Origin of the sequence: Mitsuaria sp. CC2 (genome assembly GCF_048957715.1) — a bacterium.
GTDB lineage: Bacteria > Pseudomonadota > Gammaproteobacteria > Burkholderiales > Burkholderiaceae_C > Roseateles.
Genome location: NZ_JARVXN010000013.1, coordinates 370,081 through 391,194 on the forward strand (window position 1 = coordinate 370,081; position 21,114 = coordinate 391,194).

General features: G+C 67.6%; 16 protein-coding genes. 6 read left to right on the forward strand and 10 right to left on the reverse strand.

The annotated features are described in order from the left end of the window. Positions 1-360: 360 nt before the first annotated feature. The 3 genes from PV762_RS09350 to PV762_RS09360 form a co-directional block, all read right to left on the reverse strand. The gene (locus PV762_RS09350) at positions 361-1,011 is read right to left on the reverse strand and encodes an Imm1 family immunity protein (RefSeq protein ID WP_421034749.1); all 651 of its coding nucleotides are present in this window, start codon (positions 1,009-1,011) and stop codon (positions 361-363) included. Further along, on the reverse strand, positions 959-1,750 hold the full coding sequence (locus PV762_RS09355) for a hypothetical protein (protein WP_421034750.1): 792 nt from the start codon (positions 1,748-1,750) through the stop codon (positions 959-961). Before PV762_RS09355 ends, PV762_RS09350 begins: the two co-directional genes overlap by 53 nt. Before the next feature lie 80 nt (positions 1,751-1,830). After that, positions 1,831-2,946: a serine hydrolase domain-containing protein gene (locus PV762_RS09360; protein ID WP_421034751.1), complete on the reverse strand. Its 1,116-nt coding sequence runs from the start codon at positions 2,944-2,946 to the stop codon at positions 1,831-1,833. A gap of 251 nt (positions 2,947-3,197) precedes the next feature. Between PV762_RS09360 and PV762_RS09365 the strand changes: the two genes are divergently transcribed. Continuing rightward, positions 3,198-3,584 carry a DUF1090 domain-containing protein gene (locus PV762_RS09365; protein WP_421034752.1) on the forward strand — a complete coding sequence of 129 codons (387 nt, stop codon included), beginning with the start codon at positions 3,198-3,200 and terminating at the stop codon, positions 3,582-3,584. 183 nt (positions 3,585-3,767) lie between these two features. Beyond that, a complete protein-coding gene (locus PV762_RS09370) occupies positions 3,768-4,886 on the forward strand; it encodes an ABC transporter substrate-binding protein (RefSeq protein WP_421034753.1) in 1,119 nt (372 codons plus the stop codon). 91 nt (positions 4,887-4,977) lie between these two features. Here the strand turns inward: PV762_RS09370 and PV762_RS09375 are convergent, their stop codons facing one another. Both PV762_RS09375 and PV762_RS09380 read right to left on the reverse strand, forming a co-directional pair. Beyond that, complete coding sequence (locus PV762_RS09375) at positions 4,978-5,370, reverse strand: GFA family protein (protein WP_421034754.1); 393 nt, start codon at positions 5,368-5,370, stop codon at positions 4,978-4,980. Between the two features lie 20 nt (positions 5,371-5,390). Continuing rightward, a complete protein-coding gene (locus PV762_RS09380) occupies positions 5,391-5,888 on the reverse strand; it encodes a DoxX family protein (protein WP_421034755.1) in 498 nt (165 codons plus the stop codon). A 291-nt stretch (positions 5,889-6,179) separates the two neighbouring features. On the opposite strand from PV762_RS09380, the gene PV762_RS09385 reads away from it, so the two are divergent. Both PV762_RS09385 and PV762_RS09390 read left to right on the forward strand, forming a co-directional pair. Further along, on the forward strand, positions 6,180-7,328 hold the full coding sequence (locus PV762_RS09385) for a carbohydrate-binding protein (RefSeq protein ID WP_421034756.1): 1,149 nt from the start codon (positions 6,180-6,182) through the stop codon (positions 7,326-7,328). Between the two features lie 13 nt (positions 7,329-7,341). Beyond that, positions 7,342-7,878 (forward strand): DUF2867 domain-containing protein, encoded by a 537-nt coding sequence (locus PV762_RS09390; RefSeq protein WP_421034757.1) that lies wholly within the window; start codon positions 7,342-7,344, stop codon positions 7,876-7,878. Positions 7,879-7,920: 42 nt separating this feature from the next. Here the strand turns inward: PV762_RS09390 and PV762_RS09395 are convergent, their stop codons facing one another. Next, a complete protein-coding gene (locus tag PV762_RS09395) occupies positions 7,921-9,183 on the reverse strand; it encodes an MFS transporter (protein WP_421034758.1) in 1,263 nt (420 codons plus the stop codon). Positions 9,184-9,381: 198 nt separating this feature from the next. Between PV762_RS09395 and PV762_RS09400 the strand changes: the two genes are divergently transcribed. Next, a complete protein-coding gene (locus PV762_RS09400; RefSeq protein ID WP_421034759.1) occupies positions 9,382-10,248 on the forward strand; it encodes a CsgG/HfaB family protein in 867 nt (288 codons plus the stop codon). A gap of 202 nt (positions 10,249-10,450) precedes the next feature. Further along, positions 10,451-13,063 (forward strand): RICIN domain-containing protein, encoded by a 2,613-nt coding sequence (locus PV762_RS09405; RefSeq protein WP_421034760.1) that lies wholly within the window; start codon positions 10,451-10,453, stop codon positions 13,061-13,063. A gap of 94 nt (positions 13,064-13,157) precedes the next feature. On the opposite strand, the gene PV762_RS09410 is transcribed toward PV762_RS09405, so the two are convergent. The 4 genes from PV762_RS09410 to PV762_RS09425 all read right to left on the reverse strand — a co-directional run bounded on the left by PV762_RS09410 (position 13,158) and on the right by PV762_RS09425 (position 21,000). Next, positions 13,158-15,986 (reverse strand): alpha-galactosidase, encoded by a 2,829-nt coding sequence (locus tag PV762_RS09410; RefSeq protein WP_421034761.1) that lies wholly within the window; start codon positions 15,984-15,986, stop codon positions 13,158-13,160. Continuing rightward, complete coding sequence (locus PV762_RS09415) at positions 15,983-17,125, reverse strand: amidohydrolase family protein (RefSeq protein ID WP_421034762.1); 1,143 nt, start codon at positions 17,123-17,125, stop codon at positions 15,983-15,985. Before PV762_RS09415 ends, PV762_RS09410 begins: the two co-directional genes overlap by 4 nt. Positions 17,126-17,200: 75 nt before the next feature. After that, entirely contained in the window at positions 17,201-18,025 is an 825-nt protein-coding gene (locus tag PV762_RS09420) for an endo alpha-1,4 polygalactosaminidase (protein WP_421034763.1), read from the reverse strand. A gap of 101 nt (positions 18,026-18,126) precedes the next feature. Further along, on the reverse strand, positions 18,127-21,000 hold the full coding sequence (locus PV762_RS09425) for a TonB-dependent receptor (protein WP_421034764.1): 2,874 nt from the start codon (positions 20,998-21,000) through the stop codon (positions 18,127-18,129). Positions 21,001-21,114: the final 114 nt, after the last annotated feature.

Consider the following 21,114-nt stretch of genomic DNA (forward strand, 5'->3'; position numbering starts at 1 on the left):
CGGTTTGTCCAACGATCTGGGTGGGTGCTCAGTATTCTTTCGGCTGCCGCAAGCGCTGCATCTGCGTCTCCAAACTTGCCAGCTGGCGCATGAGGGCCGTCCACTTCCGCATACGGGAAGTCGTAGATGTCAACGAAGTCCTCTGCTCCGATGTCTTGAACATTGAACACCCACAACTCAACGTCTTCTGCGGTCGGGCGGAGTTCAACATGACGAATGAAACCTGCCATTCCCGGCGACTGACCAAGAAACTGCTCGACTGATTTGCCGCGTCTCAGGACTGTTGGGATGTCACAGGTTGGTAGATGTCTCACGAGGTCTCATCCGTGGGAATGCGAGTCTAAGCTGGCCGTCTGAACTCTAGTCTTCATGCCACTCGATCCATTCGGGCCGGGCTCCAGAGTTCTCGTAAAAGTAGGCGACGGCCTTGTAGCACTGTTCCAACTCAATGCACCAAGACAACGGATACGCCTCGACCTGCCCATTTGCCAATGTGAAGTTCGCCGAGCCTGGGCGGCCACTTGTCGACCTTGAGCAGAACCCGCTGTCGCCGGCATGCCGCAGATACATCAGCCATGCATCCTCACCATTGCGCAGCATGCATAGGGAAGGCCCTGCCGGGACGGAGGCCCAAAGCTCGAACGAGGGTGACCGATCGAAATGATCGAGGAGTCGCCCAGTGTGCTCCGTGGAAAGTACGGCCTCGCGTTGACCATTGAAGTCGAAATAGATCAAAGATGCGCCACAAGGTTTGAGTTCAGTTGGCCAGCCTACCCGAAAGCTGCCACCTTCAGCGTCGCGGGTAAGGATCCAGCCAGCCACACCAAGAAGTGCGTCAACATCGAATCGCCGAGCGCGAGCAGCATGCGCCGGTCGCTGGGATCGCTCAGCGATGCCGATGACCGTTCCGCCTAGCCGGAAACAACAAGGCCCAGGGGACTGGGGCCTTGCTCCAAGTTCAGCGCACGAGATGCTCGAACACCCCATCGACCATCGTGGCGAAGGACACATGAGCGTTGCCGCGCACAGTCGGCACGATCGCCAGGAAGTCCGACGACAGCAACTTCTCGGTGAACCTGCGCCGAGTGTTGGCGTCCAACATCCACGCGCGAATCACCTGTCGGAACTCCCCGCGGTCCCAGGCGAAGGGATTGCTGTAATCGTGCTCGCCCCAGAATCTCCAATGGCTCTCCCTGACGAACTGCGCGGTGGACATCGGGTCATCGCATTCCAGCCAATGCGCCAACAGCGGCTGGATCGCGATCCCTCCGACATCGAACATCAGGAGCACCTCGAAAGGATCGTGCAGCAATGCGGGTCTGGACGGATCGATGCCGGCGCGGATTGCGAGCGCAAAGTAGGCCAGCGCAAAACCCGACAGGGCGGACTGTTGCGACGCCGTCCAACTGCCGGGTGGGCATCCTCCCAGACGATCCAAGGCAATCGCCAGCGAATGACGGATCTCGGCCCCTTGCGCCAGCAGCTCCAACATCCGCGGCACGAAATATCCCACCTCTGCCGGGTTCTGCACCTGGCTCTTCGCGGAATCGCCATACTCGAAGAGATGCTCGACCGTGAGCCGCTTCAACGGCCACTCGCGCAACTGCTTGTCCACTTCTTCCGGCATGCAGCAGGCCGTGCAGACATCCAGCGGCAGCGCTGGCCGGCGGAACTCAGCAAACGCGACATAGGTCTCCTCGACCGCGGCGCGAAGCATCTGCGAGAGTTCAGCGTGCTCGGTGGCTGTCATTCCCTGCCCACGACATCGGATTTCATCGCCGCATTCTGTCAGCCCGCCGCCTGACAACCGTGTGCGAGTCGGTCACCAAGTCAGCCGTACACCGCGCGCCGCACGTCCTTGTGCAGCGCCTCGTCGAACGGGAACTTCTGGGCGAAAAACACCACTGCGAGTTGGTTCGCCGGGTCGACCCAGAACAGCGTGGAGGCCGCTCCGCCCCAGGAGAACTCGCCCACCCTGCTGGCCGGCTCGTCCGCCGTGGTCGGCGCGATGCGCACCGAGCCGCCGAGCCCGAAGCCGATCCCCGGGCTCTTCAGGAAGTGACGCGGCGCGATCGCCGGATCCAGGTGATCGACGAGCATCAGCTTCACCGTCGCCGGCCGCAGCACGCGCACGCCGTCGAGCTGGCCTTCGCCCAGCAGCATGCGCGCGAAGCGCAGGTAGTCGTCGATGGGGCCGATCAGGCCCGCGCCGCCGCTGGCGAAGAGGAAGGGCACCTCGGGCTCGCGCTGGGCCGGGCCGTCGGCGCCGAAGCGGTAGGTCGCGGCCCGCCGATCCTTGACCGCGTCCGGCTGCGTCCAGTCCGTCTCCTTCATGCCCAGCGGCCGCAGGATGTGGCGGCGCACGTGCGCGTCGAAGGGCTCGTCGCCCAGCACTTCCACCAGGCGCGCCACGATGTCCGTCGAGGTGCCGTACTGCCAGGCCGTGCCCGGCTCGTGACGCAGCGGCAGCGCCGCGACAGCGCGACTGAACGCGGCCAGGTCGCGCGAGGTCTCCAGCGGATTCGCCGCCCGGAACGCGCGATCGGCCGGGCCGTCTTCCATCGCGTACGTGAGCCCCGACGTGTGCCGCAGCACGTCGCGCACGAGGATGGGCCGCTCCGCCGGCCGCTCGCCGCGACCGTCGTCCGCATGGACGCGCATATTCTTGAACTCCGGCAGGTAGAGCGCGATCGGATCGTCCAGCCGGAATCGGCCCGCATCCCACAGCCGCATGAGCGCCACCGACGCCACCGGCTTGGTCATCGACCAGATGCGCGCCAGCGTGTCGCGGGCCATCGGCTGCCGCGCCTCGCGATCCGCCAGGCCGAAGGCGCCGAAGTAGCGCTCGGTCCCGCCTTGCCAGACGACCGCCGACACCCCCACGGCGCGACCGTCGGCGACCACGCCGCGGAGCATCCGCTCGATGCGCTTCGGCGAGATCGACACGGACGCGCCGCCGGATCCGGGCGCGCCGCGCGATCCGCCAGCTGTGGCGGTTGCGCCCGTTGCCGCGGCTGCGGCAGAGGCGGCGGTTGCGGCCATGACCGCGGTCGGCGCAGCGAGAGCTACACCAAGGAGGTGGCGACGGGAAGGTGCTTGCGTCATGGGCCGATGCTAGAGCCGTACCCGCATGTAATCGTTCCGTTGGTCGCCTGCCCTGATCTAGACTTTCCCGACCACTGCTTCAAGGGATCGTCATGAAGGTACTGGTCGCCTCGTTCTTCGCCATCGCGTGCTCAACGGCGGTCCACGCCGCTGACTCGCCCGCGCCCTCGCCCGCCTGCGCGGCCAAGCGGGCCAGCATCGAATCCCAGATCTCCGAGGCGACCGCCAAGGGCAACCGCCGCCAGCTCTCCGGGCTGAAGTCGGCGCTGGCCGCCAACAAGCGTCACTGCACGGATGCCTCGCTCGCAGCCGATCGGGAGCGCGACATCGCCGCCGCGACGAAGAAGGTGACCCGCCGGGAGGCCGACCTGGCGACCGCGCAGGCCAAGGGCGATCCGAAGAAGATCGCGAAGGAGCAGAAGCAGCTCGACGAAGCCCGCGAGGCCCTGGCCGAGGCGCAGAAGCCGCTGTCCCCGTAGCGCCACGGCGCGAGGAGCGCCCCAAAAGAGGTAGCGCGTCGACCCCCGGGGACCTTCTTTCCGGCCAACCGCGCCGCCTGTCGGAACGCCCGGCCGGCGCTCCCCCAGTCGCCCATCTGCTACCGCAACCATCATCCCAGTGATCACAATGGACGGTCCCGCACGCCAGCTGCCGTACCCACCATGACCCTTGCTTTCGCCCGCCGCGCCCGCCACCTGATCACCCTCCTGTGCCTCGCGGCCGCCTCGACGGCGCAGGCCGACATCGTGGTCGGGCAGGTCGCCCCGTTCACCGGACCGCAGGCCGTCACCGGCAAGGCGATCCGCGCCGGCGCCAAGCTGTGGATCGACGACGTCAACGCCCGCGGCGGCGTCAAGGGCCAGAAGATCAAGCTCGTCACCCGCGACGACGCGAACAAGGCCGACGACACCGTCCGACTGGTCAAGGAACTGATCAGCACGGACGCGCCCACGGCTCTGATCGGGACGGTAGGCACCACCAACCTGGAAGCGCTCAAGCAGGACGGCATTCTCGAGAAGTCGCGCGTGTCCATGGTCGGCGCCGTGTCCGGCGCCAACAGCGTGATCACCGCGCGCAACATGTACCCGGTCAAGGCCAGCTACCGCGAGGAGGTGGACCGCCTCTTCAAGCAGCTCGGCGAGATGGGCCGCACCAAGGTCGCGGTCGTCTATCAGGACGACGGCCTGGGACGCGACGCGCTCGCCGGTGCGCAGGCTTCGGCGAAGACCTACGGCCTCACGCTGGTGGCGCAATCGGGTTACGTGCGCAACACGACCGAGGTCGGCCAGGCGGTGGCCGACATGGTCAAGCAGTCGCCCGACGTGATCTTCCTCGCCGCAACCACCGCGGCCGCCATCGAATTCACCGACAAGTACCAGACCGCCGGCGGCCGCGCCGCCCTGTACGGCATGTCCATCATCGACGTGCAGGCGCTGCTCGCGAAGCTCGGCCCGGACCGCGCGCGCGGCTTCGCGTTCTCGCTGGTGCTGCCGACCGACGACCGCGCCGACCGCGAAGTCGTCCGCGACTACCAGCGCCTGCGCGGCAACGCCAAGGACCCGGACCTGTCCTCGCGCTCGCTGGAAGGCTTCATCGCCGCCCGCGCGCTCGTCAAGGCCCTGGAGCGCACGGCCGCGGCCGGCCCCGTCGGCCTGACGGAGACCCTTGACCGCGGCTTCGAGACCGACGTCGGCGGCCATCGCCTAACCTTCGGCAAGGGCCCGACCTCGCGCTACGTGGACTTCGCCGTGCTCGGCGCCGGCGGCAAGCTGGTGCGCTGAGCGCAGCCGATCCAGAAGAATCATCAGCACTGGACGAAGGCGCCCGAACAGGCGCCCCTGAGCGCTCGACCGCGGCGTCAGGCCCGGCTCGTCAGTAATGCTCCGCGTCCGGCGGCGGAACGACCCATCCGTGCTTGCGACTCTCGTAAACCGACACGTTCGGCGCCGGGAAGCCCGGCTCCGCGAACGCGCCGACCGGGATCGCGATGAACTCAGGCATCGCCTCCATCTCGTAGTAGACCGTCGCGCCGCAGTTCGGGCAGAAGTGGAACGTGGCGGTCGACCCTTCGTCACCGGTGATCGCGTACGTCGACGATGGACCCGACGGGCTCACGTCTTGACGACGGAACCGGGCCTGCTCGGCGAAGGGGCCGCCGGTCCTGCGCTGGCAATTCAGGCAGTGGCAGATGGAGATGCGGACGGGCTCGCCCACGACCTGGGCCGTGAGCCGGCCGCAACTGCAGGAGGCCAGGCGTTGCGTCATGGGGAAGTCCTCGCGGGGTTTCAGCCATCTTGCCACGCCCGGGCCGCCGCCCACGGCATCCGCGCATCCACCGCATACGCCCCGCCGCCGCGCACGACGACGTAGCCGGCCAGCACGGCCATCAGCACGGGGTACTCGATGCCCCGGTCGATCCACGGCCAGGTCGGGCCGAGCGCGACGCAGATGCCGATCATCTCCATCGTGAAGGCCAGCGCGACCCAGCGCGTGCAGAAGCCGACCGCGAGCGCCGCCGCGCCGACGGTCTCCAGCAGCATGACGAGGACCGCCAGCTGCGGCGCGAACGGCAACCCCATCACCTGATCGATCAGCCGGGTCGAGCCCGCCATCGGATCCGCCATCGATCCGTGCGAGGTCCCCAACGCCTTCGGCAGCCCGTGCGTGAACAGGATGGCGCCTAAGGCGACGCGCAGCAGCGCGTACGCCGCCGGCTCGAGGCGGGCGGCCAGACCGCGAGGCGGCGTCGATCGACGGGAGACCGGGAGGGAGGCTGGGGCCATCGAACAGACTTTCGAGTTGCTGGTCGACGGCATTCTTCGGATCCGCGGCGCGCCGGTCGAGCAGCGCGCGCGAGCATCTGAATTCAACGCGGCTCAACAATGCCCGACCCGAGTCGTCGCAGTCCGGTCACGTCCGCAACACGGCGATACCTCCTTGCCAGTGCCGTGCCGCCGCACAACCGCTTGTTTCCAACGAAGCGAAGTTCCCAGGGTTTTCCCGAGAGACTTGGTGAAAGCGCTTTCACATAGTGGTGCGCCTCCCTTCCACACCACTGACTCAGAGGAGATCCCATGACACGCTGGATTCGATCACTCGCCGCGGTCGCGCTCGCCCTGACGGGCGTCGCGGCACAGGCACAGAACTGGCAACTCGTCTGGCAGGACGAGTTCACCAACGGCATCGGCCCGCAATGGCGCTTCGAGACCGGCACCGGCTCGGGCGGCTGGGGCAACAACGAGCTGCAGTACTACCGGCGCGAGAACGCGACGGTCGAGAACGGCCAGCTCGTGATCACCGCGAAGCGCGAGGACTTCGGCGGCATGCGCTACACGTCGTCGCGCATGACCACGCAAGGTCTGGCGCAGTTCAAGTACGGCCGCATCGAGGCGCGCATCAAGGCGCCGTCGAGCTCAGGCATGTGGCCCGCGTTCTGGATGCTGGGCAGCAACATCAACTCGGTCGGCTGGCCCGCATCGGGCGAGATCGACATCATGGAACACGTGAATGCCGATTCGGACATCCACGGCACCATCCACTGGCAGGGTCCGGACGGCGGCCACGCGTCCTACGGCGGCCACACGCCCACCAACGTCGCGGACTATCACATCTACGCCGTGGAATGGGACGAGAAGACGATCCGCTGGTTCGTCGACGGTCGTCAGTTCCACGTCGTCGACATCACCAACAGCGTCAACAGCACCGAGGAATTCCATCGCGACTTCTTCCTGCTGCTGAACCTGGCGGTGGGCGGCAACTGGCCGCAGTGGAACATCGACGAGAGCAGGCTGCCCGCGAAGATGTACGTGGACTACGTGCGCGTCTACAAGAAGGATGCGGGCACGGCGTTCTCGACGACGCTGCAGGCGGCCAACTTCGCGCTGCAGTCGGGCATGCAGCTCGAGGCGTCGACCGAAGGCGGCCAGAACCTCGGCTGGATCGAGACCGGCGACTGGGCGGTGTGGAACCTCAACCTGCCGCAGGGCGGGACCTACACGGTCGAGTACCGCGTCGCCAGCCTGAACGGCGGCGGCGCCCTGCAGCTGGAGATGGCCGGCGGCGCCCCGGTGTACGGCGCGCTGGGCGTGCCGTCGACCGGCGGATGGCAGAACTGGACGACGATCTCGCACCGCGTGACCTTGCCGGCCGGCCAGCAGCAGATCGCCGTGAAGGCCAACGGTCCGGGCTGGAACCTGCGCTCCGTGAAGATCACGAAGTCGTGATGCAATGCGGCGGATGTCCTCCGTCCGCCGCGTTGCCCCTCCGACCGACAGTCGACTCGCGCCGACCTACGCCGGCGCGAATCTCGCCGACGCCTTCGCCATCACGCTGGCCGACGACGCGCCGGACGACGCGATGGCCTTGGCCCGCGCCACGCTGGCCGATCCGCCGTGGTGGTTCCGCGCGCTGCTCGCGATCCGCGACGCGGCGGTGAAGCCGCTCGGTCTGAAGACCTCGGCCGCGATGCGGCATCACCTCGATGAGATAGGCGTCGAGCACGTCGACATCTTCCGCGTGCTGTCCGCCTCGCGCGACGAGGCGATCTTCGGCGAGCAGGACCAGCACCTGGATTTCAAGCTGTCCATCCTGATCCGTCGCGTCGAGGGATCGACGCACCGCGAAGCGGTGGCGACCACGGTCGTGAATTGCCACAACCGGCTCGGCAGGTTCTACCTCGCGCTCATCCTGCCCGGGCACGTGCTGGTCGTGCGATCGCATCTGAAGGCGGCGGCGAAGCGCTTCGGTCGGACCACCGCGAAGTTCCCAAGCTGATCTCCCCGTCACGGGCCGCTTCGTTGCCCGGTGTTCGTACGCTCAAGCGGCCGGTGCCGCCTTCTCCTGATCGCGCCTGCCGGCGGTGAGCCACAGGATCACCGCGAACACTGCGCCGCCGACGCTGGCGAGTCCGAAGAACATCATCATCGCGTCATAGCCGGCGGGATTCTGCGCGCTTGCGCCCGCGCGGTCGTTGAGCCAGCCGGCGACGAGGTTGGCCCCGGCGATTCCGGCGTTCTGCGCCACCCACATCAATCCGATCGCCGTTCCGAAGCGCGCCGGCGAAACCAGCTTGCTCACCAGCGGCCACATCACCGCGGGCACCAGCGAGAAGCTCACGCCGATCAGCGCGGTGGCGACCCAGAGGCTGGTCGAGGTGAGCGCCATCGTGGCCATCGCGATGGGCAGCAGCACCGCACCGAAGGCGAGGAACGGCGCATAACGCCCGAGGCGGTCGCACAACCAGCCGAAGGCCGGCGTCGCGAAGACCGCCGCCAGGAACACGTAGCTGTTCATCGCGCCGGCGGACGCCAGGTCCAGGCCGTGCGTGTGCTGGAAGTACTTGATCGAGAAGGTGCTGCGGAACGCCAGGATCACCGAGTACCAGAGCACGCACAGCGTGAGCAGGTACCAGTAGGCCTTGCCGAAGTGCAGCAGGTCGCGCCAGACGAAGGGCTGCGCCTGCTGCTCGATCTCGCCTTTGGCGGAGGCGGCGATGCGGCGGTCCATCGTCCAGTAGGCCAGCGCCGCGGCGAACGAGGCCGCGGCCATCGCGGCGGCGATCATCAGCGGCGGTTGCCAGCCCTGCGCGTAGGCGTGAGGAAACCAGGTCGGCGACATGTCGGAGGAGAACGAGCCCAGCCGCCCGATGGACAACGCCAGCCCCATCGATAGCGCCACATTGCCGCCGACGAAGTACTGCGCCAGCGCCGCCAGCGTGGCGATGCCGAAGGTCTCGGCGCCGATGCCGAACAGCAACCGTCCCGCGGCCATGCCGGCAAAGTTGGGGCTGAGCGCGGTGAGCAACGCGCCGAGCAGGCAGACGGCGGCGGTCCACACGGTCATGCGCGCGGCGCCGAAGCGGTCGACCAGCACGCCGCCGACGAGGATCAGCACGACGTTGGGCAGGCTGTAGATCGCGTTGAGCAGGCCGATCTGCTGGTCGCTGAAGCCGCGCTGGCTCTGCAGCGCGTCGGCGACGGGGCCGATGGAATCGTAGACGTAGTAGTTGCCGTACAGCGACGCGGCGATCAGCGCGCACACCAGCCACGCGACGGCGCGGCTCGGGGACTTGTCGTTCATGAGGAGAGCCTGGGGAATCCTGGGCGGTCGCGGGGACCGAAGGCGCGGATTCTCCCCTCACGCTGGTAACCGCCCGTAAAGGCGCCGTCACGACGCGACATTCCGCGACGCAGCCACCCATCGGTGGGGGCTGGGTTCGCCCGCATTTGGGATAAGGTCCGGGCCGTTCCCGCAGCCCTTGCGTCCAGGAGATCCCCCATGACAGTCTCGCGTTCCTTCGCTTCCACCGGCCCTGCCCTGCCCCGCGTGGGCAGTGTGATCGCCGCCTGCATGGCCGTGGCGATGCTCGCCGGCTGCGGCAAGCAAGGCGCGACGCTGGGCGAGGGCAGCTCGGAGATCTCCGGATCGGCCGGACCGGCTGGCGCCAACAAGGCCAACCGCGAGTTGATGAAGTGCGACGCGCCGGTCGCGACGCTGTCGCTGATGGAGAACCCCAACGGCTACACGATCAGCGCGCCCAACGGCCTGCCGAACTCGCCGCTGCCGCTGGTGCGGCTGCTCGCGCAGCAGAGCGGCTGCTTCCGCGTCGTCGATCGCAACTCGGGCCTCAAGGCCACGATCAAGGAGCAGGAGCTCAAGGACGCCGGCATCCTGCGCCAGCAGGGCAGCACCGTGCACAAGGGCAAGGGCTACGAAGCCCAGTACACGCTGATCCCGAGCCTGACCTTCAGCGAGCAGGACGCGGGCCGCCAGGTCGGCGGCATCCTCGGGATGATCCCGGTGCTCAACAAGTTCGTCGGCGCGGCCGAGCACATCAAGCTCAAGGAAGCGCAGGTCGCGCTGCTGCTGACCGACAACGAAACGACCGAGCAGGTCGCCGCCGCGACGGGCTCGGTGCGCGTCACCGACCTGGGCATGGGCGGGCTCGTGCTGGGCAAGCTCGGCGGCGCCGCGGGCGCAGGCTGGGCCAACAGCAATGAAGGCAAGGTCATCGCCGCCGCGTTCCTCGACGCGCACAACCAGCTCGTCGTCCAGGCCCGCATGCTGCAGGCCAAGGACCTACCGGATCCGGTGCCGATGAAGAAGGCCGGAGACACCGCCAAGAAGGCCGCGGCCGGCGCATGACCTGGCCCGCCGCGCGGCCTGCGGCGGCGCGACCTCGATGGCGACGTCCCAGGCGCCATCGAGCGTGCTGCGGACCGCCCCTCCTCGGGAGAGGTAGTGTGTCCATCGACGCTTACCGCTGATTGCAGCTCTTGCGTCTCCCCGTTGGAACCGCTTTCAAGGCACGGGAAGAATCGCCGTCGACTCACAACGAGAGACGAGCATGACCCTTGCTTCCAGCCCGAACTTCGGAAAGCTCCAGGCCGCGCCGACCGCGATCGCGCTGGCCGTCAGCCTGCTGCTGAGCGCCTGCGGCGGCGCCGACTCACCCGACTCGGCCGCCGGCCCTGCGGGCACGGCGGCCTCCGATCGTGCGAGCGCCCAGGCGCAGTCGACGACGTCGCAGACCGCGTTTCCCGTGGGGCAGTACAGCCTGCGCGGCGTTCAATCGGGGATGTGCATCGACATCGAAGGCGCGAGCACGGCCGACGGCGCCAAGACACTGCAGATGCCGTGCAACGGTGCGGCCAGCCAGCGCTTCGACATCAGCGCCGCCGCCGACGGCAGCTACGCCTTCCGGAATGTCCGCAGCGGCAAGAACCTGGACGTCAGCGACATCTCGACCGCCAACGGCGCACTCATCCAGCAATGGGGCTACGGCGGCGGCGCGAACCAGCGCTTCGTCGTCACGGCCAAGGGCGATGCGTTCCACATCGTCGCGAAGCACACCGGCAAATGCGTGGATGTGAAGGACTTCAGCCTCGTCGCCGGTGGCCGCATCCAGCAATGGAACTGCGGCAACAACGACAACCAGCGGTGGACGTTCGTGGCGGCCGGCACTCCGGCTCCGGCTCCAGCTCCCGCACCAGCTCCCGCTCCGGCGCCCTCGCCTGCACCAGGCCCGTCCCCCGCACCGGCCCCGTCGCCCGCGCCATCTCCGGCGCCGGCGCCTTCACCGGCTCCTGCGCCTTCACCAGCTCCTGCTCCAGCCCCTGCGCCGGGACCCGCCCCCGCACCGGCTCCCGGACGCGGCGCCAACGTGGCATGGGTCGAGTACCAGGCCGAAGACGGCCAGACCAATGCCCAGGTCCTCGGCCCGAGCCGTCAGAAGTGGGACGCGAACCACATCGAGGCTGAAGCCATCGGTCGCAAGGCGGTGCGCCTGAACCGGACCGGCGACTACGTGTCCTTCAAGACGACCGCGGCCGGCAACGGCGTGGTGGTGCGCTACTCGATTCCCGACGCGCCGAACGGCGGCGGCATCGATGCCACGCTGGGCCTCTATGTGAACGGCGTGCGCGTGAAGTCGCTGCCGCTGACCTCGCGCTACAGCTGGTCCTACCAGGGCGGCCTGATCGGCGATCCGATCGTCGACAAGCCGGCCGGCCAGCCGCACACCTTCTTCGACGAAGTGCGCACGCTGCTGCCCGACAACATCCCCGCCGGTGCGACCGTCATGCTGCGCCGCGACGCGCAGGACACGGCGGGCTTCTACGTGATCGACCTGGTCGACATCGAGCCGGTGCCGCAGGCGCTGACGATGCCGGCGGGCTTCACTTCGGTGACGGCCTTCGGCATCCAGCCGGGCGACGGCAAGGACCATGCGAACGACGTGCTGCGCGCCCTGCGCTCGACCAGCAAGCTGTGGTTCCCGCCGGGCGACTACCTGCTGCAGAAGATCGACGGCGGCAACGTCGGCCTGGACAACCCCGGCATCGAGGTGCGCGGGGCCGGCATGTGGCACACCAACCTGCGCGGTCCGAAGTCGATGTTCTTCTGCTACGGCGCGAGCGCCCGCTGCGTGTTCGGCGACTTCTCCATCCTCGGCGAATCCAAGGCCCGCGCCGAGGAAACCGAAGGCGTGCAGAAGGCCTTCGCCGGCCCGATGGGCGCCAACAGCCTGATCGAGAACGTCTGGATCGAGCACGTGGTGGGCGCGATCTGGGTCGGCAACGATCCCCCGTACCAGACCCAGCCGACGCAGAACCTGACCATCCGCAACTGCCGCATCCGCAACACCTACGCGGACGGGATCAACTTCGACAACGGCACGTCCAACTCGCTGGTGGAAAACTGCCACCTGCGCAACACCGGCGACGACGCGCTGGTGGTGTGGTCCATCAAGTGGACCGACTGGGTGAAGGACAAGACCTGGCAGCTGGGCGACGGCTTCATCTCGCCCGCGGGGAAGAACGCGCCGGACCAGGGCCAGGGCGTCAACAACGTGTTCCGCAACAACACGGTGCAGATGCCGTGGCGCGCCAACTGCTTCGCGGCCTATGGCGGCGCCGGCAACGTGTTCAAGGACAGCGTCTGCGAGGACGTGCTGACCTGCCCGGGCATCCTGATCGACAACGAGTTCAGTCCGTATCCGTTCGGACCGGGGACGACGACCTTCAGCAACATCTCGCTGATCCGCGCGGGCGGGCCGATGTTCAACGAGAACACGGGCAACCCGTGGTTGCATGGCGCGCTGAAGTTCTACCTGCGCGAGGGCGACATGAACGACATCCTGGTGGAGAACGTCGACATCATCGACCCGACCTACTCCGGCATCGAGTTCCGCGGCTTCGGCACGGCCTTCGTGCCGCCGGGCGAGAGGTTCCACCCCGATCTGCTGCGCGACGCCGACAACGCGAAGTTCCGCAACGTGAGGTTGAAGAACATCCGGATCACCAACCCGGGCCGGTACGGCATCGAGCTGATCGACAACGGCGGTCGCGGCGCGGTCAACTTCGACGGCGTGATGGTGACCAATCCGGCGCTCGGCGGCCTGAAGCAGGACAACGCGCCGGGGAGCTTCTTCATTCGAGGAAGCGGCAACGCGGGCTGGTGACTCCCTGTCTCACGTCCCTTTTCGCACACGGGGAGAGCAGGAGCGCTGGCGTACTTCCACCGCCGCTGGCCCTCACCCCTGTCAGCACACCACGCTAGGCTTCGAGTCGCAGTTGCCCGAACGCAGCAGGCACATGGAAGTTCGCCTTCTCGCTGCCCGTCGGATTCCACGCGCTGAACTGCCGCGATGCCTTGTTCCCTTCGATGCGGAACAGGTTGATCCGCCAGCCGTCGAGCGACTGCGCGTTGCGAGGCATCGGCACGACGAGCTCGGCCGTCCACATCCGGTGGACCTCGTCCACCGACGTGCGCGCGCGGCTCTCGCCGATGAAGCGCTTGCGGCCCTGCCCGCGCACCTCGAGATCCATCACCAGGCCGTTCGGCGAGACCTCGACCTCGCGGTAGCGGTCCGTGCCCGCGTCCTGCGGCGATTGCAGGAAGACCTCGACGACGTCGCGCTCCCACAGCGGCCAGATGTCCGTCGCGGAGACCTCGCGCTCATAGGTCGTCAGCGCGTTATAGCGACTGCTGAAGCGCAGGTGCAGCGCGCCGTCCGCATGCATCAGCTGCACGCGCGTCGACTGCGTTCCCGTCAGCGGTCGGCCGCGCCAGTCGTGCGCGAAGAACAGCGCCGGCGCCTCTTCCCACGCCGAGGCCAGCGCGAAGCCATCGCGGCCGATCAGCCGTGACGGCAGCCGCGCTGCGCGTGCGAGCGGGCGCTCGATCGCCGAGCTCAGCACCGCTTCGATCAGCAGGTTCTCCTTGAAGCTCAACTTCAAGGTCGGCTTCGCCGCATCGACAGAACCGAGCTCCGTGCCGTTCACGTAGTCGCGGATCTTCCAGACGCCCGGGCCGAGGCCACGCAGCGTCACCGAGCCGTCGAAGCTGGGCGCGTAGAACGCGTAGTGCATCACCCCGTTCTTCTCGACGACGTGCGTCTCCGGCTTGTCGAAGGCGATGTCGTAGAGCTCGCCGCGATAGGCGCCGTCGGACAGCCCCTTCGCGTTGTGCGCGGTGATCCATGTGCGCCAGTGCGTCTCGCGCTCCGGCGTCAGCAGGAAGGAGTCCTTCGGCTTCGGATCCTCGGGCCAGGTGAACTTCGTCGACACCACGCCGCCGACGCCCACCGCGGACGCGAAGTCCATGCCGCCGGTCGACAGCTCGACGTGATCGCCGGCATACGCCGACCAACGCCCCATCTGCGCCTTCAGCGCCTTGCCCTTGTGACGCACCTGCCAGCTCGACAGCGGGTCCGACGCCGGCGCCTGGTCGATCCACGGCATGTTGTGGAACGCGTAGCTCGTGCCGCAGGGGCAGACCTCGACCACGGCCTCCGGATTCACCGAATGGCAGGCCTCGAACATCACGCGATAGAAGTCCGCCATGTGCTCGTACGAATCCTCCGGCTTCTTGTGCTGATGTTTCGGGTTGAAGCACGGCGCGACGCCGTTCAGGTGCTGGCCGTCGACCTTGACGCCGTCGAAGCCCCAGTCCTTGATGATCTTGCGGAACATCGCCGCCGTCCGCTCCTGCGTGCCCTTCGCGCCCGGGCAGATGTACAGGCAGTTCCACCACGTGATCATCTGCGGCGCGCCGTTCTGGTCGAGCAGCAGCAGATCCGCGTGTTCATGCAGCTCGTCGCTGCCCGGCGCCACCGCCAGCGGCGCGATCCACAGCCGCGCCTTCATGCCGCGCGCATGGATGTCGGCCACCAGCGCCTTCATGTCCTCCTCGCCGCGCGGGAACTTCTTGAGGTCGATGTCGAACCAGTCGCCCGTCTGGCGCTGCCAGCCGTCGTCCAGCACCGCCCACTTCAGCCCCAGCTCCTGCGCCTTCGGCAGCGTGGCGCGCACGCGCGCCAGCGAGAAGTCGCGCTCGTAGCCCCACGCGCACCAGACCGCATCGTGGGCGCTGCGCGGCGGCTCCGGCGCGGCCAGGCCCTGCGCGTTCATCAGACGACGGTAGCGGTCCAGCGGCACGAAGCAGTCGCCCTCGTGCACCGCGACGAAGGCCAGCGGCAGCGCCAGCGTCTCGCCCGGTGCGAGCGTGCGCGGCTCGTCGCCGCGCAGCGCGATGTCGACCTGCTCCCCCACGGCCTTCACCGGCAGCGAGACCAGGCGCGGCAGCTTGTCCAGATGACCGACCGCGACGCCCAGGTCGCGTCGCCACACGTCCACGAGCGGCGTGCCGCCGCCGTAGTCGGACGAATCCATGCCGAGGAAGTTGCGCTGCTCGAAGCCGCGCTTGACCGGCTGCATCCAATCGCGCCGGTCCGTGTGCGTGGAGCCCGAATAGGTCCACCACCCGCCCGCATGTCGCGGCGCCGCCAGCAGGCGGTGCGACGCGACGGTCCAGCCCTGGACCATCAGCGGCTTGTCGGAGCGGTTGATGAAGGCGACCTCGATCAACGCGACGCCGGGGTGCTCGTCGAGCAGCGTGACCGTCATCGTCTTCTCGACGGACACGCCTGACCCCGTTCCTTCCGCCTTGCCCGTCATCGTCAGCCGCTGGCCGGCACCGAAGGGCGTTGCGCCGCTGCTCGGGACCGCGCCCGTCAGCGCGAAGCGCTCGAGCGTCCGGGGCGTCGTCGGCGGCGGCGCGCTTGCCGCCTCCGCGCCGAGCAATGCGGCGCCAGCTGCGGCTGGCTTCAGTTCCGCGATGACAAGTTGCTCGCCCGCGTCGAAGCCGGTCAGCGCCAGCGGACGCGCGCCGCCGAGGCGGACGATCCGGCTGCGCATGCGCTCGTCGAATTGCAGCGAGAGCCGCTCATCCTGCAGCCGCACGTGGCCGCGGCCGAGGTCGGCCGCCCGCGCCGTCGCGGCGGCGCCGGGCGACGCGACGGTCGCGGCCAGCGCCAGCGTCGGCGTGATCGTCGCGACCGGCGCCGCGCCCAGCCATTGAAGGAACGCGCGACGCCCGGTCATTGAGCCGCCTTCCAGGCGGTCGGGAAACTCCGCTCGGCGTTCAGGTGGTACAGCTTGTCGACGACCGCCTTCGGCAGCCCCAGGCCCTTCACCGGTTTCTTGAGATCGGACACCTTGAACGACTCCTCCGTGTTGAAGTAGCGCCAGTGCATGCGCCACACCGGCTCGACTTCCTTCAGCAGCTCGGCCCCCGATTGTTGCGGCGGTTGCGAGACGTCGGTGCCGTACATCAGACGGTCCTGATACTTGATCATGAACGCGCGGACCTTGGCGCGGTCCAGCTGGCTCTGGTACTGCAGCTGCCCGATGCGCGCGGCCAGGTCGACCTTGGCCAGCGGGAAGCGGTCCAGGAACGCGGCCAGCTCGTCGACGTTGCGCTCCAGCGAGGCCATGTGCATGCCGATGAACTTCAGCTTCGGATGCGCCGCCACCATGCGGTCGCGCGCGGCCATCTGGTCTTCCCAGCTCGGCATCTCCGGATGCAGCGCCATGTGGTACTGCGGGTGGTGCGCGAAATACTCGCGGTCGTTGATGACCGTCATCTTGTCCAGCGGCAGCCAGCAGTTGTGCGGCTCGCCCTGGTGGCCGAGCATCGTGATGCCCTTGTCCTCGAAATACGTGAACAGCGGCGTGAAGCGCGCGTCGTCGATCATGACGAGCTGGCCCTGCTTGTCGCGCAGGCTCATGCCGATGTTCTTCCACACCTTCACGCCGACCGCGCCGGCGCGCAGGCCGGCATCGACGCGCTGTTTCGTCGCGGCTAGCCAGCCCGGTTGATCCGAGGTGTCCGACGAGAAGCTCACCGCCCAGGCCACGTCCGCCGGACGCGCCTTGCGCAGCTCGATCGCCGCCTGCTGCTGCTCGTCCAGCGGCGGGAAATCCGGGTAGTCGACGTTGATCGTCAGCACCTTGAAGCCGAGCTGGCGCGCGGCGTCGATGAACGCCGGATCGGCGTTGTGCAGGTGCACGTGCGAATCGATCTTCGGGACCTTCGCGAAGTCCGCCATCGTGTAGCGGGCTCCGTCGTTGTCCTTGGACTTCGGTGCCGCCAGGACGCCAAAGGAGGCGGCCATCGCGACGGCCGTCAGTGCGGCGCTCAGCAAAGCCGGCAGCGCGGCGCGGACGGGAGTTCTCGTCATGTGGGTCATCGGATCAACAACAGTGGGAACAGTGGACCCCGTTGAAGCGGATCCACTGAGGACAGTGGAAAAGGATCAGTTGCAGCTGTAGCGGTAGGCGTCGTCCAGGTCCAGCGGCAGCACCAGCGTGCGGATCTTCGCGGCGGTCATCTTCGTGCAGAGCTTGTCGCGCGCGCCGTTGGTGTTCTTCTTGTACTTGGACGCGTACTCGGCGTTGAACACGGGCTTGTTCTTGCTCGTGAACACCGAGTAGCCGCCGCACTCGTCGTACTGGTTGCACTGCTCGTTGACGGCCATGTCGAAGTACGGCTCCAGCTGCGCCAGCTGGTCCACGTCGTTCTTCAGCGCGATCGCCAGGCCGCGGCCATGGGCGGCGTTGGCGAGGTACTTGTTGTAGTCGAGCTGCGTGGCGGCCGTCAGCGGGAAGCCGGTCGAGTTGGTGTAGCCGTCGACGTTGTCCGGCTCGACGCCGTCGCAGCCCTTGGCCACCGCCAGGTCCAGGCGGCTGAGCATCACCGCGCGCACGTTGGCCGAGCGGGTGTCCAGCCACTTCTCGCCGGCCCAGCCGTCCAGCGCCTTGCCCATGTCGGCGGCGTTGAAGCTGCCGAAGTCGGCGCGCCAGTTCTCCGAGCTGCCGGCGGAGAAGTAGCAGACGACCTTGCGGCCCTGCGCCTTGAGTCCGGCGATCGTCTGCGCGGTCGTGTCGAACAGGTCGATGTCGTACATGGCCACGTTGTAGCCGCTGTTGAGCGTGCCCGTCAGTTGCCACTGCCAGGTCGTGTTGACGCCGGGCTTCCACCACGACTGCGCTTGCGCGCCGGTCGCGGCGGTGAGTCCCAGCGCCAGTGCGGCGGCGGTGGCGAGGCCGGTGGCCATCGAACGGATCAGCGATCGTTTCATGAGTTCTCCTGTGATCGGGCCGGCGATGCGGCCCGCTTGTTGTGGAACCCCCAACGTCCTCTTTCGGAACATCCCGATTTGGAATCTCCCGGTCGGCGGCATCAGAACTTGATGCTCGCCCCGATCGTGAACGCCCTGCCCCAGCGGTTGTAGCCTTGCGGCAGGGTGATGTTGCCGTCGCCCAGCGTGTACTCCTGCTTGGCGTCGGTCAGGTTGCGGCCCTCGATGGAGATGCGCAGCCACTTGTTGACTTCGTACGCGGCCTGCGCGGTCAGCCAGGTGATGGCCTTGGCGCGCTCGTTGAAGCCGGGGCCGATCACGTTGATCGCCGACACGAAGTCGTCGGTGTGGTCGGCCGTGGCGCTGAGGCTCCACGGGCCCTTCTCGTACAGCAGGCCCAGCGACGCGGTCGCCGGCGCGATGCCTTCCAGCGGACGCTTCTCGCCGCCGACCCAGCTGTCGGACGTGTTGCGCGTGTACTGCGCCCGCACGCCGAAGCCGTTGTCCCACAGGTGCTGGAAGCCGATCTCCATCCCGCGGACCTTGGCCTTGTCGCCGTTGATGGGCTTCATCACATTGAACAGGTGGCCCGGCACGCCGATGTCGACGCCGGTGGTCCAGCTGGTGGTGATCTGGTTCTTGATGTCCTTCTGGAACACCGCGAAGGTCAGCGCCGAGTTGCGCGCGTAGTACCACTCCAGCGAGGCGTCGTACTGCCTGGCGCTGTAGGGTTTCAGGTCGGCGTTGCCGCCGAAGACCTGCGTGAAGTCGCCCCAGGCGACGCTGGCCGTCGTGCTGGTCGGCGCGAGCTGCTCCACCGACGGCCGCGCCATCGTCTTGGCGGCGCCCAGGCGCAGCTGCAGCTTGTCGGTGAAGTGCCAGACGAAGTTGGCCGACGGCAGGCCGTAGGTGTACTCGGCGTTCTGGCTGATCTCGGTCGGGTCGCCGTATTGGGCCGTGTAGTTGAACGGGCCGTTCTCGGTCAGGCTCTCGATCTTGGCGTCCCAGGCCTTGGCCGTGGTCTTGGTCTTGACCAGGCGCACGCCGATGTCGGCGTTCCACTGCTCGCCGGAGAGATCCGCTTCGACGAAGAACGAGGTCGTCTTCTCCCGCACGCGGTAGCTCTGCAGCGGATTCCAGACCGGACCGGCGTTGCTGAAGTCGTAGGTGCCGCCGTCCGGACGCGGCTTGCCGTTGTAGGCCTGCAGCGCCGCCAGGTAGTTGGGCACGTCGAAGCCCAGGAACGAGCGCGGGAAGCTGCCGCTGACGCCGTTCATGAAGTTGGGCGGGCTCAGGTGCTCGTTGAGCACGTTTCCGCCGAGCTGGCCGACGTTGATCGCGTTGGTGCCCGAGTAGTAGTTCTCGCCGCCGTTGATCGCGTTGTCGACCAGGTCCCGGTTCTTGTCGCGCCGCGTGGCCTGCACGCCGAACTGGATCTGGTCGACGTTGAAGCGGTCCACCGACCAGGCGCCGTTCAGCGTCAGGCCGCGGATCTTGTCGTCGATGTTGTCGCCGCTCAGGCCCAGGTAGTGGGTGTTGAAGTCGTTGGGACCGAAGGCGCCGCTGGCCAGGCCGGCGATCAGGTCGCGGCCGTCGGTGAAGGTGGTCTTGATGTCGGGCACCTGCGAGCCGGTCAGGTTCACCGTCGTCACGTTGGGCTGGTTCATGCGCAGCACCGTGTAGGTGTCCTGCCCGCCCGAATGCCGTTTGGACGACGACTGGTAGAGGTCGCCGTTGAACTTCAGCGTCTCGGTGGCCTTCCACTCGGCGTTGATGCCATAGACCGCGCTGTCGACGACGCGGTGCGTGGTCAGGTTCAGCAGCTCGGGGTTGAGCTGGTTCTCCGGATCGGCGCTGTCCATCGTGAAGCCGGTGACGACGCCGTTCTCGGTCTTGATGTTGGACCAGCGGCCAGGCGCGAACAGCGTGTAGAAGGACTGCTGGTAACCGACCTGCGGCGAGTTCAGCCGCGTCTTGATGCCGTCGACGGTGACCTTGAGCGCATCGCTGGGACGCCACTCGACCTTGCCCGAGAAGGCGGTGCGCTTCTTCTGTTCCTGGATGGTGCCGACGCGGAACTGGCCCGGGCCGATCAGGCCTTCCTCATCGGGGTCCAGCACGCCATTGCCGTTCGGATCGATGTTGCCGCCCCAGGCGTTGCCGGTCCAGTTGGCGGCCGGGTCGGAGATCGGGTTGCGCGTCCAGCCGCCGTCGTTGCCGGCGGTGTCGGTGCGGACCTTGCGGTCGGCGTACACCACGCCGAACAGCACGCCCAGTTCCTTGCCGAAGGTGTTGGAGTAGGTGGCCGAGACCTTGCCGCCGTTGAGCTTGGACATGGTGTTGCGGTCGCCTTCGACGCGCAGGAGGCCGTGCTGGCCGGGCTGGTCGAAGGGGCTGGCCGAGCGCAGGTTCACCAGGCCGCCGATCGCGCCTTCCATCACCGAGGCCTGCGCGGACTTCACGACGTCGGCGCCGCTGATGATGTCCGAGGGCAGCACGTCGAAGGCGAAGTCGCGGCCTTCGCCGTCGGTGGCCAGGATGCGGTTGTTGAAGGTCGTCAGCGTGTATTCAGGGCCCAGACCGCGGACGCTGACCTTCTGGCCTTCGCCGCCGGCGGTGCGCGAGATCGACACGCCGGTGATGTGGCTCAGCGAGTCGGCCACGTTGTCGTCGGGGAAGCGGCCCAGTTCGGTGGCGCTGATGCTGTCCTGCACGCCCGACGCGCTGCGCTTGAGGTTCAGCGAACGCTGCAGGCTGGCGCGGGTGCCGGTGATCTCGACACGGTCCAGCGTCTGATCGGCATCCTTGGCCTTCGCGTCGGTCTTGGCTTCGGTCGGTGCCGAGGCGGCGGCCGCCGGGGGCTGGACCTGCGCCTGGGCCGCGCCCATGGCGGTCAGGGCGGCGATCGCGGCGGCGGCGGCCACGGGCCGCGGCGCAAAACCGGCAATCAGGAGGGAGGACAGGGGAGCTCGCATCTCAGGGTTCCTTGTGTTGGCTTGTCCGCTGCCAGTCCTGGACCTCGACCGGCTTGGCGCAAGTCTACGCAGTCTTTCGATTAATTTCGCATATCGTTTTTACCGACGTTTATT

Bases quoted from the DNA above. Each gene is read 5' to 3' on its own strand.
- PV762_RS09350 (WP_421034749.1), bottom strand. From the start codon at position 1,011: ATGTGTCCTTCGCCACGATGGTCGATGGGGTGTTCGAGCATCTCGTGC.
- PV762_RS09355 (WP_421034750.1), bottom strand. From the start codon at position 1,750: ATGACAGCCACCGAGCACGCTGAACTCTCGCAGATGCTTCGCGCCGCG.
- PV762_RS09365 (WP_421034752.1), top strand. From the start codon at position 3,198: ATGAAGGTACTGGTCGCCTCGTTCTTCGCCATCGCGTGCTCAACGGCG.
- PV762_RS09370 (WP_421034753.1), top strand. From the start codon at position 3,768: ATGACCCTTGCTTTCGCCCGCCGCGCCCGCCACCTGATCACCCTCCTG.
- PV762_RS09375 (WP_421034754.1), bottom strand. From the start codon at position 5,370: ATGACGCAACGCCTGGCCTCCTGCAGTTGCGGCCGGCTCACGGCCCAG.
- PV762_RS09380 (WP_421034755.1), bottom strand. From the start codon at position 5,888: ATGGCCCCAGCCTCCCTCCCGGTCTCCCGTCGATCGACGCCGCCTCGC.
- PV762_RS09385 (WP_421034756.1), top strand. From the start codon at position 6,180: ATGACACGCTGGATTCGATCACTCGCCGCGGTCGCGCTCGCCCTGACG.
- PV762_RS09390 (WP_421034757.1), top strand. From the start codon at position 7,342: ATGTCCTCCGTCCGCCGCGTTGCCCCTCCGACCGACAGTCGACTCGCG.
- PV762_RS09395 (WP_421034758.1), bottom strand. From the start codon at position 9,183: ATGAACGACAAGTCCCCGAGCCGCGCCGTCGCGTGGCTGGTGTGCGCG.
- PV762_RS09400 (WP_421034759.1), top strand. From the start codon at position 9,382: ATGACAGTCTCGCGTTCCTTCGCTTCCACCGGCCCTGCCCTGCCCCGC.
- PV762_RS09405 (WP_421034760.1), top strand. From the start codon at position 10,451: ATGACCCTTGCTTCCAGCCCGAACTTCGGAAAGCTCCAGGCCGCGCCG.
- PV762_RS09410 (WP_421034761.1), bottom strand. From the start codon at position 15,986: ATGACCGGGCGTCGCGCGTTCCTTCAATGGCTGGGCGCGGCGCCGGTC.
- PV762_RS09415 (WP_421034762.1), bottom strand. From the start codon at position 17,125: ATGACGAGAACTCCCGTCCGCGCCGCGCTGCCGGCTTTGCTGAGCGCC.
- PV762_RS09420 (WP_421034763.1), bottom strand. From the start codon at position 18,025: ATGAAACGATCGCTGATCCGTTCGATGGCCACCGGCCTCGCCACCGCC.
- PV762_RS09425 (WP_421034764.1), bottom strand. From the start codon at position 21,000: ATGCGAGCTCCCCTGTCCTCCCTCCTGATTGCCGGTTTTGCGCCGCGG.